Below are 15,850 nucleotides of genomic sequence, written 5' to 3' on the forward strand. Positions count from 1 at the left end.
GTCACATGACGGCGAAATGTTGAAACACTCATATGAAGCAATTTTGCACTTTCACGGTCAGTTAAAAGAATATCATTTTCTGTCATTATAATTTCCTTTCAAGAGTAAAAAATGGGAACAAATCATAAGTATTTATTAAGCACATTTTGGAATCATTGGAAAGGTATTTAGTCTATAAAAAACAGTGTTTTATTATCCATTTTCTGATGTGATAATTTATGATTCTCATTGAGAAAGAATGAGAGAAGAGAGATAGAAAGTTATCCACAGATAATGGGGTTATGCACCCCATATCTTAAGCTTGACCGGTGACATAAGCCGCCCATTTATCCATATAGATACGGCGCTGTTCTAAATAATCAGTCCGACGATAAGCACGCTCTACTTTGCCGCCCACTGTATGACTTAGAATGGTTTCAGCGACCTCATAGGGGGCATCGGTTGTTTCAGCAAGCCAATTGCGTAAACTAGAACGAAAACCATGGGGACGTGCTTCAACTCCAATCTGTTGCATATATTTTGCCATACAATTCTCACCTATGGGACAACGACCGGTAGGAGAAAGAAGAAAATCACTTTTAGAGATACAACGGGCTTGTTCAATTATTTTTAGTGCTTCTGTTGATAGAGGCACGCGAAATTCTGTTGTAGCATCGCGTTTTCCTTTCATATTCTCAGCAGGAATTGTCCAGACATCATCTTCAATTTGATCTTCACGAATATGACGCAAAGGAAAAGTACGAACGCCTGTAAGGATAAGCAAGCGCAAGGCTAGTTGTGTTATAGCTGTTTTTTGACAAAGCGTTTTATAAAAAGCCGGCACATCTTTCCAATCCATGGCTGGTATATTTTGTGTTTTATGGAGTTGTTTACCTAAAAGAGCGCGTGCTTTTTCTGTTGCTTGTAAATCAACATCCAACCCTAATGCAGCCGCATGTTTGAGACAAATATTAAGGCGGATGAGTGCTTTTTCTGCTGTTGTAGCTTTTGTATGCCAAATAGGGGCAAGGGTATTGCGTATCTCAGTTTGGGTAATCTCAGAAACCGGTAAACAGCCTAATTTTGGTAGAATATAAAGGCGTAAAGGTGTAAACCATTTACCATTTTTACCATCACCTTTTAATTCAGCTTTACGGCTTTCAAAAGCATCTAGTGCAATATCTTTTAAATAATGGAGATTGCTTATTGCTTCACGCTTTTGTTTGTTGCGTTCTTGAATGGGGTCACGCCCTTCATGCAAAACAGAACGCCATTGATTTGCACATTCACGAGCTTTTTTTAAAGAAACATTTCGCAACGTTCCCAAGCCCATTTCACGGCGGCGCCCATGAATGGTATAACGATAAATCCATTGAGCACCTCCATCTTTACGCTTATGAAGAAGCAAGCCGGCACCATCATTATATTTGCCAGCCCCCAATGTTGCGACAGACCTTGCATTAAGACGGTTCATAAGAGCCATTTTTAAATCCTTTCTTATACAAATTTGATCCACACACTCATCCCGCTTTTGATGTGCAAGGGAATGGTTTTGATTGATTCAAGATAAACAGCTTTGAAATGATAGAATCCTACGTTATTCGAGACTCTCATTCAACAATACAAAACAATGAATTATTATTATAAATCAAAGCGTTGTAGCGACATTGATCTGCGAACAGCACAGACGAGCGGCTGTCAAAGCCATTTTAATGAAGTCAAGGAGGGGTTCGTGAATTTGGATATTAGTGTGGCCAATGGCTGGCTTTCGTTGTTGTTATCCATTGTTGCCATTTCTGGGGTTTTAAAAGCTTATTTTTCTTCTGGTACGAAGGAAATGCTCAAAGACATGATGGTGCTTAAAGAGCGTGTGCAAAAGTTAGAGACGGAGATGGATTTTTTGCCTGATCGTGATGCCATGCAAAGGTTAGAAGTGAATATAGAACGCTTAAATGGGCGCCTCAATACGTTTTCTGCACAGTTGCAACCGGTGGCAGCGATTGGTGAGCGCTTGCAAGAGTTTTTATTGGAGAATGCCAAGAAATGAAAGCAGATATGGATAAAATCATCCGCGAAGAAGCGCGGTTGATTATTTTAAAAGGGCTTGCTTGTGAGCGCAGCGAAACGTTATCGAGTGCGATGATTGAGCGGCTTTTATACAGTTATGGTATCCGGCGTGATCGCGATTTTGTGCACAATGAACTGGCTTTTATGGAAGAGCAAGGCGCTGTTACATTAAAATGTGTGGGGTCTGTTTTGCTTGCGGCTTTGACAGAACGGGGGGCACGTCATTTAGATCGTAGTTTTTCCATTGAGGGGATTAAGCGTCCCAAACGTTCATCAATAAAAGACGAGGTAAGGGATGCGCAAGGTCGGGCGTGGGCGCTTAACGGCGATTGATTTATTGCCACAAGCTTGTGATCAAATTATTGCAGAGGCGGCTGAAGCTTTAAATGGGCGTGAAAAGACGCAAAAAGCCATTTATGATGAATTTAAAGCGGCTTTGAAGGCTTTAAAAAAAGAAACGGGTCTCAACTTTTCCATACCCTCCTTTTCGAGTTTTAATCGTTATTCTTTGCGGCTCGCGGTGATGTCACGGCGCTTGGAACAAACGCGTGAAATAGCAGCAAGCCTTTCACAGCGCTTTGATGCCAAAGCTTCTGATAATATTACTCTGTTAACAGCTGCAGCGATTAAAGAGCTTATTTTTTCCACGTTAAGCAGTGGGAAAAGCCTTTCTCCAAAGGCTGCTCAAGAGTTGGCGAATGCGCTTAAAGGGGTTTTGGCTGCTGAACATTTATCCACGACCAGACGGCAAAAGTTGGAAAAGGATTTTACAAGCAAGGCAAGCAAAGCGGTTGAGGTGGCAGCGGCAGCAGCGGGGCTCTCAGAAGAGACGGCGCGGGCTATTCGTGCGCAGGTGTTGGGGATAAAACATGGCTGAAAGGTGTGAGGCTTTTGAACAGACTCCTTTAAAAAGTGAGGCGAATGGTGATCGATTGGGTTTTGAACTTTGGCAGACAAGTGCTTGTCTCAAAGAGAAAGATCCCTTAGCTGAAGGGGTTTTGATGGCGCATCAACGGGCATGGATTGAAGATAAATCTCCCTTAAAGTTGGTTGAAAAAGGGCGCCGGACCGGCATTACTTTTGCTGAGGCTCTAGATGATACGCTGATTGCGGCGGCAACGCTTGAGGCTGGTGGTGATAATGTTTTTTACATTGGCGACACCAAAGAAAAGGGGCGTGAATTTATTGGCTATGTGAGCAATTTTGCGAGAGTACTTACCAGCCATAGTGGGGATGTGGAAGAAATTTTATTTCCAGATCAAAAAGAGGATGGGTCGACAAAATATATCTCTGCTTATCGGGTACGGTTTGCTTCGGGGTTTCGCATTGAAGCGCTTTCAAGCCGCCCTGAAAATATTCGCGGACTACAAGGCATTGTGGTGATTGACGAGGCGGCGTTTCATAAAGATGTGCGCTCTGTTTTGGATGCGGTGAATGCTCTGTTGATTTGGGGAGGCAAGATTCGTGTGATCTCAACACATAATGGTGTGCTTAATCCTTTCAATGAACTGATTCGTGAGACACGAGGGGGCAAAATTCCTTTTTCTCTGCATCGTTATCCCTTTGGTGTGGCTGTTAAAAATGGTTTATTTAAACGGGTTTGCGCCATGAAGGGGGAGGGGTGGAGTTTAGCAGCTGAGCAACAATGGGAGAAACAAATCCGCGCCTCTTATGGGGTGCGTTTGAGTGCCATGCGGCAAGAGTTGGATGCCATACCGGCTGATCAAGAAGGGGCAGCTTTAACACGTTTGCAGATTGAAAATTGTTGTACGCGAGATATTGCGGTGCTGCGTTTTGCTTGTGCGGATGGTTTTAAAAACCAATCGGATGATCAACGAAGCCAAGCGGCGTTTGCTTGGTGTGAGAAGCATGTAAAGCCTCTGCATGTTCGGCTTGACCGGCGGCGCCAACATGTTTTTGGTGTTGATTTTGCGCGCAGCGGCGATGCGACATCCATTGTGGTGATGGAAGTGGGACAAGACTTGGTACGCCGTGTCCGGTTTATGGTGGAATTGCGCAATATGCCGTTTGATCAACAAAGAGAGATTTTATTTTATGTGGTGGGTGGTTTGCCACGTTTGTTGGGGGGCGCGTTAGATGCGCGGGGCAATGGGGCTTATTTAGCCGAAAAAGCAGCGCAGCGTTATGGGGCATGCGTGAGGGAAGTACAATTGTCGCAAAGTTGGTATGGCAAAGAAATGCCGGCTTATTTAGAAGCCTTTGGGGATGGGTCCATTGTTTTGCCGCGCGATAGTGACATTGTGGCGGATCATCAAGCGCTTGCTTATGTCAATGGCATTGTGAAAATTCCAGACAATCATCGTTTTAAAGGCAGTGATGGTTTTATGCGCCATGGAGATAGTGCTATTGCTTGCGCTTTGGCTTATTTTGCCAGCCGCCAGACGCCGGAAATTTACGAATATACGCCTGTGAGAGAGATTTATGGTTTTGATGAAAGTCCGCTCTTTTCACCCGCTTTTGTTTCAATGATGCGATCAAAGATTTATTAAGGGAATTGTAAGATGGTAAAACTGGTTGATCAATGGGGTAGGGCGCTTCATATCAAAGGGTTGGAGCGGGAGGTGGCAAGCCCAAGCATTGGCGGTGTTCGTGATGTGTGGTCACAAACCATTGTCAGTGGTCTCACCCCTGCTCAACTTGCTGATATTTTACAACAGGCAGCGAGGGGGGCGCCTGAACAATTTTTCCAACTTGCCGATGATATGGAAGAGCGTGATTTGCATTATCGTGCGGTGCTTGGCATGCGTAAAAATGCCCTCACAGGGGTGGAGCCTGGAGTGATTGCAGCAAGCAACAGTGCATTGGATAAAAAAATTGCCGATGCGGTGCGCGAGGTGATTAGCGCGCCGACTTTTGTTGATGATTATGTGGCGGATTTGTTAGATGCTTTGGGCAAAGGCTATGCGGTTGTTGAAACCTTGTGGGACAAGAGTGCCAAGGAATGGTGGCCGGTTGCATGGAAATGGCGTGACCAGCGGTTTTTTCAATTGGACCGGCGAGATGGCTTTCATTTGCGTTTAAAAGAAGAGGGGTCTTTGTACGGAACAGAGTTGCCTGCTTATAAATTTTCCATTCACAGACCCAAGTTGAAAAGTGGCTTACCAATCCGCTCTGGGCTTGCCAGACTTGCGGCTTGGGCATTTTTGTTTAAGTCTTATACCTTAAAAGATTGGATGGCTTTCTTAGAAGTTTATGGCATGCCTTTGCGTGTGGGGAAATATGGTGCAAGCTCTTCTCAAGCAGAGCGGCGGGTTCTTATTCAAGCGGTGCGTGATTTATCCAGTGATGCGGCGGCGATTATTCCCAAAGAGATGGAGATTGAGTTTATTGAGGCAGCTGGGGGCAGTGGCAATGCGGTTTTTGGTGTCAAGGCTGAATATTTAGATCGGCAGATTTCTAAAGGAGTATTGGGGCAAACGATGACGACGGATGATGGGTCGTCCTTTTCGCAAGCGCGCATTCATGAAAATGTACGCCATGATATTGCCAGAGCTGATGCACGGCAATTGGCTTTGACAGCTAATCGTGATTTGATTGTGCCTTTTGTTGAGATTAATTTTGGGCGCCAAGAGCGCTACCCCCTTGTTTATTGGCCGATTTCGGAAAATGAAGATATTAAAGCCATTAGCGATGCTTTAGAAAAACTTGTGCCTCTAGGATTGCGTGTTGGGGCGCAAGAAGTGCGTAATAAGATTGGCTTTTCGCAACCAACAAAAGAAGAGGATGTTTTAAGGGCTTCTTCTCTTACGCCTAATGATGCGGGGCAACAAAAGGCTCATGTTTGTGCTGATTGTGGGGGTGCTTTTGATGTTTCTGTGACAAGAGAGGGTAAGAGTGGAAAAGAGCAGGGTGGAAAACATCACGACGAATTGGACCGACTTTCTGAAGAGGCTTTAAGTGACTGGGAAGAGGATTTAGAGCCCCTTTTAGAGCCTTTTAAAAAGCTTGTGAGAGAGGCTAAAAGTTATGAGGATATCCTTAAAGGCTTGGATGAATTGTTAGGCGAGATGGATCATCATGCCTTGGCAGCACGCTTGGCAAAGGTGCAAATGATTGCGCGGGGACTGGGGTATCATGGATGAGGAACTTTTTAAAACAGCACCCAAAGAGGTCACCCGTTATTTTGCAGCCAAAAATATTGTTCCAAGCTTTGATTGGCGGGATATAGCACCAGAAGAGCATGCCTTTTCCTTTACGGTAGCAAAATCGGTAGGCTATGACATTTTGGATGATTTTAAGCGAGCCGTTGGAGATGCCATAAAGCATCAAGTTCCTTTTCAAGATTTTCAAAAAAATTTAATGCCGATTTTACAGGAAAAGGGTTGGTGGGGGAAAAAGACCAGCATTGATCCGAAAACGGGTGAAAAGAGTGTGGTGCAATTGGGCAGTCCGCGGCGTTTAGAAACGGTCTATTGGGCTAATACCATGAGTGCCCATGCGGCAGGTGAATGGGAACGTACGCAAAATAATAAAGAGTTTTTACCTTATCTTACCTATGCGTTGTCGAGTTCAGAACATAAGCGTTTGGAACATGAAAGTTGGGTGGGGTTTACCGCACCTGTTGATGATCCCATTTGGGATTGGCTTTATCCCCCCAATGGCTGGCGATGTAAATGCAGTGTGCGGCAGGTAAGCCGTTATGAGGCGGACAATTTAGGCTATGAAGAGGGGGCAGAGTCACCCCATGTGGAGACGCGGGTTTGGCACAATAAGCGAACGGGAAAAGTTGAGAAGATACCAAAGGGGATTGATCCTGGATGGCATTTGAACCCTGGAAAACATCGCTCACAAAATTTAAGCCGATTTTTAAGTGATAAAGTTTCTGTAATGGGGGACAATCGCAAACGCATTGCCATTGAAGATATTGTGGGGTCGCCACTTTTGGAAGCCATGTTTGAAGGTCGTATGCCGCGCGGGTTTATACCCATTGCACCTATACCACAAAAGGTGCGTGACGCTTTTACAACAGAAAGTTCTCTTATTCGCTTATCTTCAGACAGTGTGAAACATATTTTGTTAGAGCATCAAGCGCGTGCTCTTCATTTGGAGGATTTTCGTGGTGCTCTTCAAACACTCATCCGCCCTCATGGTGTTATCAGACGCAAAGATACGCAGGGTGTTATGTTTTTTGGTGAAAGTGGTGGGGCGTGGTGGCGCTTTGTGGTCAAATGGGTAGCAAGCAAACAAGAATGGTGGCTGACCTCCATGCATAAAAAGAGCTTCAGAGAAATTCAACGTTTGTTACATGCTGCTGAAAAGAAGGACGAACGGTTGTTGTAAAGAGAATACCGTAAAGCTCTGTTGGTTTGGATGAGAGGAACCGGTGTCGAGAAAAATCAGAAGGCGTGGAGGGCGGTCAACTCCTCGCAGATCCGGCAAAGCCGTCCTGGCAAAACTGGCTCACGCCTCGCGGGTAATCTAACAGTTTCAACATTCAAAAGCAATCTTTTAAAAAAACGCGCTTTGAGAGAGGTTTTTTGTGTGGAGTGATAATTTGTACCTCCAAACTTATAATGGCGCTCTATCGCCTTTGAAGTGCCTTTGAAAACGATTTTATGAGAGGGTTTGGTATTGGGGTTTCTCTCATAAGCTATAAGCAAGTGAAAAAAGTGCTTTTTTAAAGAAATGCTCTTTTGACTGACAGTGTCAGACTTATGAGTTGAAGGTGGTTTCGTGCATTGTATTGCCAATGACGATTGTAAAGCAATAGGCAATGTATGGAACAGGAATTTCACGAAGATCAAGAAGATGGGCATTCTGAAGGATGTCATGACGAGACGTTTCATGCCGCGTTCATAGATCTTTGCCCAGACGTTTTATGCCAAGACGGCACCGTTAGCCAAGCACCGGAATGGGTGCAGTTGTTGCCCAAAGCGCCAAATGTGAAGGCACGTGATGGGCGGGAATGGCATTATAACCCACAAAGGATTTTAAAGGCTTTTGCAGCCAATAAAGGACCGCTTGTGATTGATTATGAGCATGGGCAACATCACCGAGCGAGGAACGGCTTGGAAGCGCCGGCAAGCGGCTGGATTGAAGAATTAGCAGAACGGGATGGTGCGATTTGGGGTCGGGTTAAATGGACCGATATGGCAACCAAAAAGATTATTGCCCGAGAATATCGCTATCTTTCCCCTGAGTTTCGTCATTCTAAAAATGGTGAGATTTTAAGTTTGGTGGGGGCAGGGTTGGTGAACCGTCCTGCCCTTGTGATGACGGCTTTAAGCCGTGAATACCCTTCAACACCCCTTTCGACATCCCTTGTGGTGTCCCCAACAACCTTGACGGAGAAAATGATGGATTTAACAGCTATTGCCAGTGCTTTGGAGCTGGCAGAAGATGCAAAACCTGCAGAAATTTTAGCAAGCATTACAGCACGCGAAAAAGAACGGGTGGAATTAAATGCCCAATTAACAAAAGCGCGAGAAGATTTAGCACTTTTGCAGGAAGAGCAAAAAAAGGCGACTATTGAGAGTCTTTTAGACAAAGCGATTGAAGAGGGCAAGATTTTGCCTGCTGCACGTGAAGAATATCGTGCACTTTGTCGCCTTGAAGGGGGCATGGAACATTTTCAAACTTTGCTAGAAAAGTTGCCAGTTCTCGCATCTACAAGCTCTTTAGAATCATGTGCCTTGATGCAAGAAGCAAAGCTTGCGCCAGAAGATATTGCGCTTGCGGCACGCCATTATCAACAAGAGCAGAAGCAAAAAGGCTTCGACATCACCATTAGCCAAGCGGTTGATTATATTTATGAGCAAAAGGAGCGCCAATCATGAGTACGACAATTTTGATTAAATCTTTTCGCACTGCTGCAGAGATTTCGCCTTATTGCATTGTTGCAGCGCGCGGTGATGGAATGGTGGCAACGGCTACTGGTAAAGGTGATAAATTATTAGGGACTGCAGGGTCTTGTGAAGCCAAGGCTGGTGAGATGATTGATGTTGGCCAATGTGGTTGGAGCGAAGTGGTTTGTGGAGGCAATGTTTCCTTTGGTGACTTTTTAACCTCTGACCCCAAGGGGCAGGCTATTAAGGCAGAAGCAGCAGATCGCACTATTGGCATTGCCATGAGTGATGGTTCTGCTGGTGATGTTATTTCTTTTAAAATTAATTAATCGAGGCTTATGATGAACAGACCTTTTCCCATTGATCCAACACTTACCGCTATTGCTATTGGTTATCGCAATCCAACAGGTTCTCTTATTGGCGATAAAGTTTTGCCCCGTGTTTGTGTTTTAAGTGAAGTGTTTAAATATAGTGAATTTCCCCTAGCGGAAAATTTTACCGTTCCTGAACTTGAGGTTGGGCGAAAAGGGCGCCCGAATGTGGTGGAATTTTCTGCCTTTGAACGGGAAGCTAGTGTGAGAGATTACGGGCTTGATGATCTTATTCCCAATTCAGATATTGAAGCAGCAGCCCGCGCACGGGCAGAAAAGCGCTCTCGTTATAATCCCGAAAAAACAGCCGTGGAAGGACTGGCTAATTTGCTAGAATTGGGGCGTGAAGTGCGTGTTGCAGCTCTTGTGCAAAGAAGTGAAAATTACGCACCAGAGCGGGTGATGACGCTTAAGGGTGAGAATAAATTCAGTGATTATGACAAATCAGACCCTTATGCCACCTTAGATGAGGCGAAGGATAAAGCTCTCGTCTATACGCCCAACACCATTGTAATGGGCAAAGTTGTTTGGTCAAAACTCAAACGTCATCCCAAAATCATCAAAGCCGTTAAGGGTGGTGGCACTGCTGATGGTTTTGTCACCAAAGCGCAATTTGCTGATCTGATGGAAATACATCCCGATCGTTTACTCATTGGTGAATCGCAAGTGAATTTAGCTCGCAAAGGGCGTACGGCGCAATTGGCGCGCGTTTGGGGCAATAAGATTGCTCTGCTTTACATTGATCCCACCAAGCAACAGGCGGATGGTTCGGTCATCAGTTGGGGCTTTAGTGCTCAGTTGGGCGAGCGCATCTCTGGGGTGATCTCTGATCCAGATATTGGTTTATCGGGGGGTAAACGGGTCCGTGTGGGTGAACGGGTGTGCGAATTGGTTGCCGCAAAAGATGCCGGTGTATTGCTGCAAGATGTTGTTTAGGAAAAGACTTAATGGCCTATGCAAGCAGAACATTGATTGAAGAGCTCTGGGGTGATGATTTCTTAAAAGACTTATGTGCTTTTGATGATGAGAATTCTGATCCAGTGCTTTTAGATCAAGCTATTGCCCTTGCTCTAAACCAAGCAAGTGGTGAGATTGATGTGCATCTCTCTCATCGCTACTTGGTCCCGATTGCTGGACAGCCGGCGGCTCTTGGCATGATCTGTGTCAATATTGCTGTTTATAATTTAGCCATACGCCATACGGCACTGACCACAACCATTGAAGATCGCTACAAACAGGCGGTTGATTTACTAAAACGCATTGCAGAAGGCAAAGCGGGTTTGGGGGTCGATGAACCTAAAATTATGAGTGAAGATGGACCGCTTCGTGATGGGGCTTTTTTTACTGCCAAACCGCGTTTGATGGGAAGATAACATGTCTGTTTCAAGCCATATTGAGATTAAAGAGATGGGGCTTGAAGCGGCTTTATCCTTTTTACAAAAGGGTACTCATCCGCCGATGGAAACTCTAGCACAAGGGGTTGGGCGCCTCATTCAAGAAAGCACAAGACGGCGGATTCAAAGCGAAAAAACCTCCCCCCAAGGAGAAAAGTGGAAAAACAATTATGCCCATACCTCCATTCTTTATGCCAGTGGGGCGCTCTCACGCTCCATTGATATGAAAGCCTCACCAGAACAGGTGATTGTGGGCTCTGGGTTGGTTTATGCGCGGATTCATCAATTGGGTGGGGCTATTTTCCCGAAAAATGGCAAAGCCCTTCGCTTCTTTCTTAAAAGCGGTAATGCACAGCGCTTTGTGTGTGTTCCCCAAGTGACCATGCCGGCACGCCCTTATTTAGGGCTTTCAGAGTACAATAAAGTGGAAATTGTCAAAGCCGCAGAGGATTGGCTGGAAAGGGTCGTTTCATGAGTCAAACGATCACACAAGCAGGGCGTATTAATGCGTTTCGTGAGGCGGTGATAAGGAGCCTTAAAAGGGCTTTGCCAGATGTGCGCGATTGTGCCTGTCAATTTGGGCGTTTTAATTTAGAAGAACTTGAAACACAAATGCTTGTTGCGCCAGCAATACGTGTTGCAGTGTTAGAAAGTCGTTTAAATCCTATGCCTTCTGGACAGATGAGTGCTGATCTTCATTTAGGGGCTTTTATTATCACTACGGGCAAGGAGCGGGATGTTTCCAGTTGGCTTTTGGCAGAAGCGATAGGGGTTTTATGCCATAGCGGACAATTGTGGGGGTTAACGCATTTGAGCGCCCCGCGGGATGTGTCAATTGCCCCCATTATTTCTGCGGCGATTAAGCAGCGCGGTGTATCGATCAGTGTGGTGGAATGGCATCAAGATTTGCATCATTTAGGAAAAGATATTTTTGCTGATGAAGACAAACGACAACTTAAAGCTGGATTGATCTCATGTGATGATGAGGTGTGTTCATGAATGATGCGCATTTATTGGGCGAGACCTTTCGGCAAATCATGAAGCGCCTTGATGCGCTTGAACGCTGTCTTGCCAACCAGCACATGATGGGTCGGGTGGCGCAAATTGATGGGCATAGGGTGCGGGTGAAGCTTTCTTGTGAAGGTGCCAATGGTCAAGCGGTTTTATCGCCTTGGCTACAGGCACAAGAAGCTGCTGGTGCTGTTTCAAGCAATATGCCTTTAAACATTGGTGATCCGGTGCGCTTGTTAAACCCCCATGGCGAAATTGGCTCTGCGTCTCTGGTGGTGCGCGATAGCTATAGTGATGATGCACAAAATCCAGCACGCTCGCCGCAAGAGCTTGCGCTTTGTTATGCAGGGTGTGCACTGCGAATGACTAAAGATGAACTTATTCTCTCCCATGGGGAAAACCAAATCCGTTTGAGTGCACAAGGGCTCATGCTTTGTCATCAATCAACCCGTGTTGAATTAACGGACTGCGTGCAGATTCAAGCAGAAGATTTAAAGCACAATCAAAAATCGGTTGGTGCAAGCCACAAACATGGTGGGGTCAAAATGGGTCCCTCCACAACTTCTAGCCCTCTTTAAAGGAGTTTTATGATGCGTGAGAAAACTTATGTTATTTTAACCAATGCCGATTTTGTTGCAGGTCAGCGTTCACCGGGGAAGGGTGAGGAAATTCGTTTAAGTGAAGAGGCAGCAAAATATCCGCTTCTTCTTGGTCAGATTGCTGAAAAACCAGCCCCAACGGTTTCTTCCGCGCCAACAACTTCTCTTATAAAGACAACGAAGGGGGCTTAAATCATGCGTTGTGGGATGAGCGAAAAGGATGGCTCTCTCTTGTATGGCTTTGAGCATTGCCAACAATCCATTCATAAATGTTTAATGACACGGGTGGGAACACGGGTTTTGCGTCGCCATTATGGATGTGATGTTAAGGAGTTCCAAGATGCTAATGCCAATCCTGCAACGATTTTACGTCTTTATCAAGCCATTGCTTGCGCACTTGATGATCCAGAATGCGGAGAGCCTGGATTTTCGCTGCAGAGAATTGATTTAATCAAAGCAACGCGTGAGGGAACATTCCACTTTGTTTTAAGGGGCATTTTTTACCCCGATGGGCATTTGGGGGATTGGTCCCATGGGCAAGAGAGACAATTTCCGCTAGAGGTCTCCTATGGCAGAGCTTGAACATTTATCCCTTTCACAGCTTCCGCTACCACAAGTGATTGAAGAGCTTTCTGTTGAAAGGCTTTTAGAGCAAAAGATTAAGCGTTTAATGGATGTTTTTGCCGCTCATCATATTCCCTATAATGTGGAAAAGACCGCTTATGATCCCGTGGTCATTCAATTACAAGCGGCTGCTTATGAAGAGTTGCTGTTGCGCCAGCGGATCAACGAGGTAGCACGGGATAATTTGCTCACATTTGCGCATGGCACAAGTTTAGACCATTTGGGGGATTTTCATGGGGTCACGCGCCTTTTAGATGAGGATGATGAGCGTTTTCGCCGCCGCATTCGCTTAAATAGACAAGGACATTCCACAGGGGGTACAGCACCTCGCTATCAATATTTTGCTCTCTCCAGTGATATCCATGTCAAAGATGTTTTTGTTTATCGTGTGGGCAAAAGCCCGCTTATTCATGTGGCTCTTTTTAGTGATTCCCCTTCAGGAGTGGCCGATGAGGCTTTGATTGCCAAGGTGCAAGCAGCTCTTGATGATCCTCATGTTAGAATGACCAATGATACCCTCTTGGTCAAAAGTGCCGTACAGCGGGTGATTGATATTTCGGCTAACCTTTGGTTGTTACCCGGTGAGCGAGAACAGCTTTTAGAAAGGGCAGAGCAGAATTTAAGAGAAGAATGGGCGCGTGCAGGCAGGCTTGGGCGTGATCTATATTCAAGTTGGATATTAAGCCGCCTGATGGTTGAAGGTGTGCACCATGTGGAGGTTACAAAACCACAGGAAGATATTCTGGTTGCCCCCCATGAGGCGATAGCACTAGGAGAAATTGCTTTGTCAAAACGGGGGCGCGCTTATTGATGCTTTCCTCACTTTTGCCCCCGAATTCAAGCTTGTTTGAACGTTGTTTTGCCGAAGCAATGGCTCTTGACCCTCACGTTAAAACAGCACTAGAAGAAATACCCCGCGCGAAATTTATCACGCGTCCCCCTTCTTGGTTGCCCTTCTTAATTGACGAATATGGTTTACAAGAACTTACCCCTTATGTTCCAAACCTCTATGATCTTCTTGACCAGGGACTTGAATGGCAACGGATACGTGGCTCTGTAGCTGCTGTCGATATGGGGCTTCAATGGCTTGGACTCTCAGTACACTTTACACCCGCGTGGCCAGAGCGTGCATGGTGGAATTCCTTCCAACTTGAATTTAACCACTTGCCTGAACGAGGTAATCTTGAGGCAATTGAAGCGATTGTCGACCTTTCCAAAAGCTTGCGCTCTGATTTTCGCCGTGGTGTCACTGGTTATGATGTGGAGGCTATGGAAGCCAATATGTCAAGGCTTGATGACAGTATGCTGGATTTTGAGAGCGGTGTACGCTTAACAGCTGGAGAAACATTGTTTTCTTTTGGGCGCACAACAGAAATCAACCACGTTCTCACAAAAGAAGAAGGCACATTGATTGGTAACTGGATTGATGATTTCGATGAAGAATTAAGTTGGGAACATATCGATTATCCATGGGAGTTAGCAAATTTTCCATGGTGTTCGGTTAAAAAACATGAACGCGATATATTGATGGCAGAATGGTTTCATGGCCGCACGCTTTATTTGGCTTTAAGAGATCCAGACAATGCTCTAATTGGCTATCGCAGATGCTATGCTGTAGCGCCTGTTGAACAAGCTTTAGAGGGTCTTTACAGCCATTGTGGCAACAAATTTAAACCCTCGAAAACAGGGACAATGTTGTTTCTTGCAGCGCGCACCAATTTTAAAGATGTTGATGACAAACAAGCCGTCTCTGTTTCCCTTCTCGTTCATGGCTCTGTGGCAGAACAGACACCTCCTGGCAAACTTTGGTGTGACGAGGGTGAACTAAAGGGTGGTGTGGAAATCCTTAAAACACCTATCAACATTTCTTTGCGTGCTGATGTTCGCGAACAATTCAAGATTTTATTGAGGTTTTAACATGAAACATGAAAGTGGCTTACCCTTTGCAATTGATCGCTCTCGTGGCAAAGATGAACAACAAAGCGTTGTGTTTTATGGACAGCGCCCTTTTCTTCAAGGTGCTGAACTCAATGAAGTTCAAACCATCATAAGGGGGCGCCATGACCGTTTGGGGCGCCTTGTGGCACAAGAAGGAGACCGTGTTGAACGAGCAGATGCCTTTGTCAATAAAGATAAGCAAACCGTCACTTTAACAGAGGGCAAGATTTATATCGCAGGCGATATCTTTCCCGTCTCAAATGCCGTCTTAGAGAATGTTTCTATGGTTGGGCGGATGGAAATCGGTGTAAAACTGCAAAAAAGCTGGATAACTCATGAAGAGGATCCAGAGCTCTTAGGACAAGTTCCGGGGTCCTTGGCAGAAGGAGAAGGAGGTGCTGCACGCGAGGTGGCAAAACTTGTCTGGGCTCTCAAAGATGATGAACAGCAAGGAACATTCTTTCCGGTTTATATTTTGCAAGATGGTGTTCTCATTGATCAAAAATCACCCTCACTGCTTGAACCGGCCATGCAAGCCATTGCGACGTACGACCGCGCCCATGGGCATTATATCGTGAATGGTTGCCGTGTCACAGCTTTGGGCCAAGAGAGACAAAAGCAAGTGTTCAGTATCCAAGAAGGAGAAGCCAATATCAATGGTTTCAAACGCAAACGCTTAGCGGCTTTGCGCCATGAAGAGGTGGAAGACTTTTCGACAAGCGCGGTTCCTAGTGAAACCCATATTTTTGCACCCAAAAACCAAGAAAAAAGCTTTACCTTTAAAACCTATTACGCTCCCATTGCTGCTGTTCATTCCATTTTGCTAACAAAAGAAAAAACCGTTCGTATCACCCGCGGAGCTGTAGCTTCAGGGCGTGATGGCGTTCCCGATAAAAGTATCACAGCTTTTATCAAAATTATCCAAGGTGGAAAAGAATTTAAAGAAGGTAGAGATTTTAAAAAAAACGGAGATACCATTGATTGGGCACCTATGGGCGATGAACCGTTACCGGGAAGCGGCTATATGGTGACTTACCGTTACCGCGCAAGCGTGCAGGCTG

General features: G+C 45.4%; 19 protein-coding genes and 1 pseudogene. 18 read left to right on the forward strand and 2 right to left on the reverse strand.

Features of this window, described 5'->3' with window-relative positions:
- Positions 1–86, reverse strand: a pseudogene (locus ABD917_RS07730) (helix-turn-helix transcriptional regulator); the annotation flags it as partial.
- A 209-nt stretch (positions 87–295) separates the two neighbouring features.
- Complete coding sequence (locus ABD917_RS07735) at positions 296–1,462, reverse strand: tyrosine-type recombinase/integrase (RefSeq protein ID WP_345119519.1); 1,167 nt, start codon at positions 1,460–1,462, stop codon at positions 296–298.
- Between the two features lie 249 nt (positions 1,463–1,711).
- On the opposite strand from ABD917_RS07735, the gene ABD917_RS07740 reads away from it, so the two are divergent.
- From ABD917_RS07740 to ABD917_RS07825, 18 genes are all read left to right on the forward strand, one after another.
- Positions 1,712–2,026, forward strand: coding sequence for a DUF2730 family protein (locus ABD917_RS07740; protein ID WP_120122224.1), 315 nt, complete (start codon positions 1,712–1,714; stop codon positions 2,024–2,026).
- Complete coding sequence (locus ABD917_RS07745) at positions 2,023–2,379, forward strand: VpaChn25_0724 family phage protein (RefSeq protein WP_019221544.1); 357 nt, start codon at positions 2,023–2,025, stop codon at positions 2,377–2,379. The genes ABD917_RS07740 and ABD917_RS07745 overlap by 4 nt, the downstream gene beginning before the upstream one ends.
- Positions 2,342–2,923, forward strand: a complete 582-nt coding sequence (locus tag ABD917_RS07750) for a phage protein Gp27 family protein (protein ID WP_345119520.1) — start codon at positions 2,342–2,344, stop codon at positions 2,921–2,923. The genes ABD917_RS07745 and ABD917_RS07750 overlap by 38 nt, the downstream gene beginning before the upstream one ends.
- Positions 2,916–4,556: a hypothetical protein gene (locus tag ABD917_RS07755; protein ID WP_345119521.1), complete on the forward strand. Its 1,641-nt coding sequence runs from the start codon at positions 2,916–2,918 to the stop codon at positions 4,554–4,556. The genes ABD917_RS07750 and ABD917_RS07755 overlap by 8 nt, the downstream gene beginning before the upstream one ends.
- Positions 4,557–4,568: 12 nt before the next feature.
- Positions 4,569–6,149 carry a DUF935 domain-containing protein gene (locus ABD917_RS07760; protein WP_345119522.1) on the forward strand — a complete coding sequence of 527 codons (1,581 nt, stop codon included), beginning with the start codon at positions 4,569–4,571 and terminating at the stop codon, positions 6,147–6,149.
- On the forward strand, positions 6,142–7,347 hold the full coding sequence (locus ABD917_RS07765; protein ID WP_345119532.1) for a phage head morphogenesis protein: 1,206 nt from the start codon (positions 6,142–6,144) through the stop codon (positions 7,345–7,347). The genes ABD917_RS07760 and ABD917_RS07765 overlap by 8 nt, the downstream gene beginning before the upstream one ends.
- 437 nt (positions 7,348–7,784) lie before the next feature.
- Positions 7,785–8,843, forward strand: a complete 1,059-nt coding sequence (locus tag ABD917_RS07770) for a phage protease (protein WP_345119523.1) — start codon at positions 7,785–7,787, stop codon at positions 8,841–8,843.
- The gene (locus ABD917_RS07775) at positions 8,840–9,181 is read left to right on the forward strand and encodes a hypothetical protein (RefSeq protein ID WP_345119524.1); all 342 of its coding nucleotides are present in this window, start codon (positions 8,840–8,842) and stop codon (positions 9,179–9,181) included. The genes ABD917_RS07770 and ABD917_RS07775 overlap by 4 nt, the downstream gene beginning before the upstream one ends.
- 12 nt (positions 9,182–9,193) lie before the next feature.
- Positions 9,194–10,159 carry a major capsid protein gene (locus ABD917_RS07780; protein ID WP_345119533.1) on the forward strand — a complete coding sequence of 322 codons (966 nt, stop codon included), beginning with the start codon at positions 9,194–9,196 and terminating at the stop codon, positions 10,157–10,159.
- Positions 10,160–10,170: 11 nt separating this feature from the next.
- The gene (locus ABD917_RS07785) at positions 10,171–10,596 is read left to right on the forward strand and encodes a gp436 family protein (protein WP_345119525.1); all 426 of its coding nucleotides are present in this window, start codon (positions 10,171–10,173) and stop codon (positions 10,594–10,596) included.
- Between the two features lies 1 nt (position 10,597).
- Positions 10,598–11,092, forward strand: a complete 495-nt coding sequence (locus tag ABD917_RS07790; protein ID WP_345119526.1) for a phage virion morphogenesis protein — start codon at positions 10,598–10,600, stop codon at positions 11,090–11,092.
- Positions 11,089–11,616, forward strand: coding sequence for a hypothetical protein (locus ABD917_RS07795; protein WP_345119527.1), 528 nt, complete (start codon positions 11,089–11,091; stop codon positions 11,614–11,616). Before ABD917_RS07790 ends, ABD917_RS07795 begins: the two co-directional genes overlap by 4 nt.
- On the forward strand, positions 11,613–12,206 hold the full coding sequence (locus tag ABD917_RS07800; protein ID WP_345119528.1) for a baseplate assembly protein: 594 nt from the start codon (positions 11,613–11,615) through the stop codon (positions 12,204–12,206). Before ABD917_RS07795 ends, ABD917_RS07800 begins: the two co-directional genes overlap by 4 nt.
- 12 nt (positions 12,207–12,218) lie before the next feature.
- Entirely contained in the window at positions 12,219–12,419 is a 201-nt protein-coding gene (locus ABD917_RS07805) for a hypothetical protein (RefSeq protein ID WP_345119534.1), read from the forward strand.
- Positions 12,420–12,422: 3 nt separating this feature from the next.
- The gene (locus tag ABD917_RS07810; protein ID WP_345119529.1) at positions 12,423–12,809 is read left to right on the forward strand and encodes a GPW/gp25 family protein; all 387 of its coding nucleotides are present in this window, start codon (positions 12,423–12,425) and stop codon (positions 12,807–12,809) included.
- Positions 12,796–13,662 carry a baseplate assembly protein gene (locus ABD917_RS07815; protein WP_345119530.1) on the forward strand — a complete coding sequence of 289 codons (867 nt, stop codon included), beginning with the start codon at positions 12,796–12,798 and terminating at the stop codon, positions 13,660–13,662. Before ABD917_RS07810 ends, ABD917_RS07815 begins: the two co-directional genes overlap by 14 nt.
- Positions 13,662–14,768, forward strand: a complete 1,107-nt coding sequence (locus ABD917_RS07820; protein ID WP_345119535.1) for a phage tail protein — start codon at positions 13,662–13,664, stop codon at positions 14,766–14,768. The genes ABD917_RS07815 and ABD917_RS07820 overlap by 1 nt, the downstream gene beginning before the upstream one ends.
- A gap of 1 nt (position 14,769) precedes the next feature.
- Positions 14,770–15,850, forward strand: a 1,081-nt coding sequence (locus ABD917_RS07825) for a DUF4815 domain-containing protein (protein WP_345119531.1), incomplete at its 3' end; no start/stop codon positions are given.

The organism is Bartonella pachyuromydis (assembly GCF_039543065.1).
GTDB classification, from domain to species: domain Bacteria; phylum Pseudomonadota; class Alphaproteobacteria; order Rhizobiales; family Rhizobiaceae; genus Bartonella; species Bartonella pachyuromydis.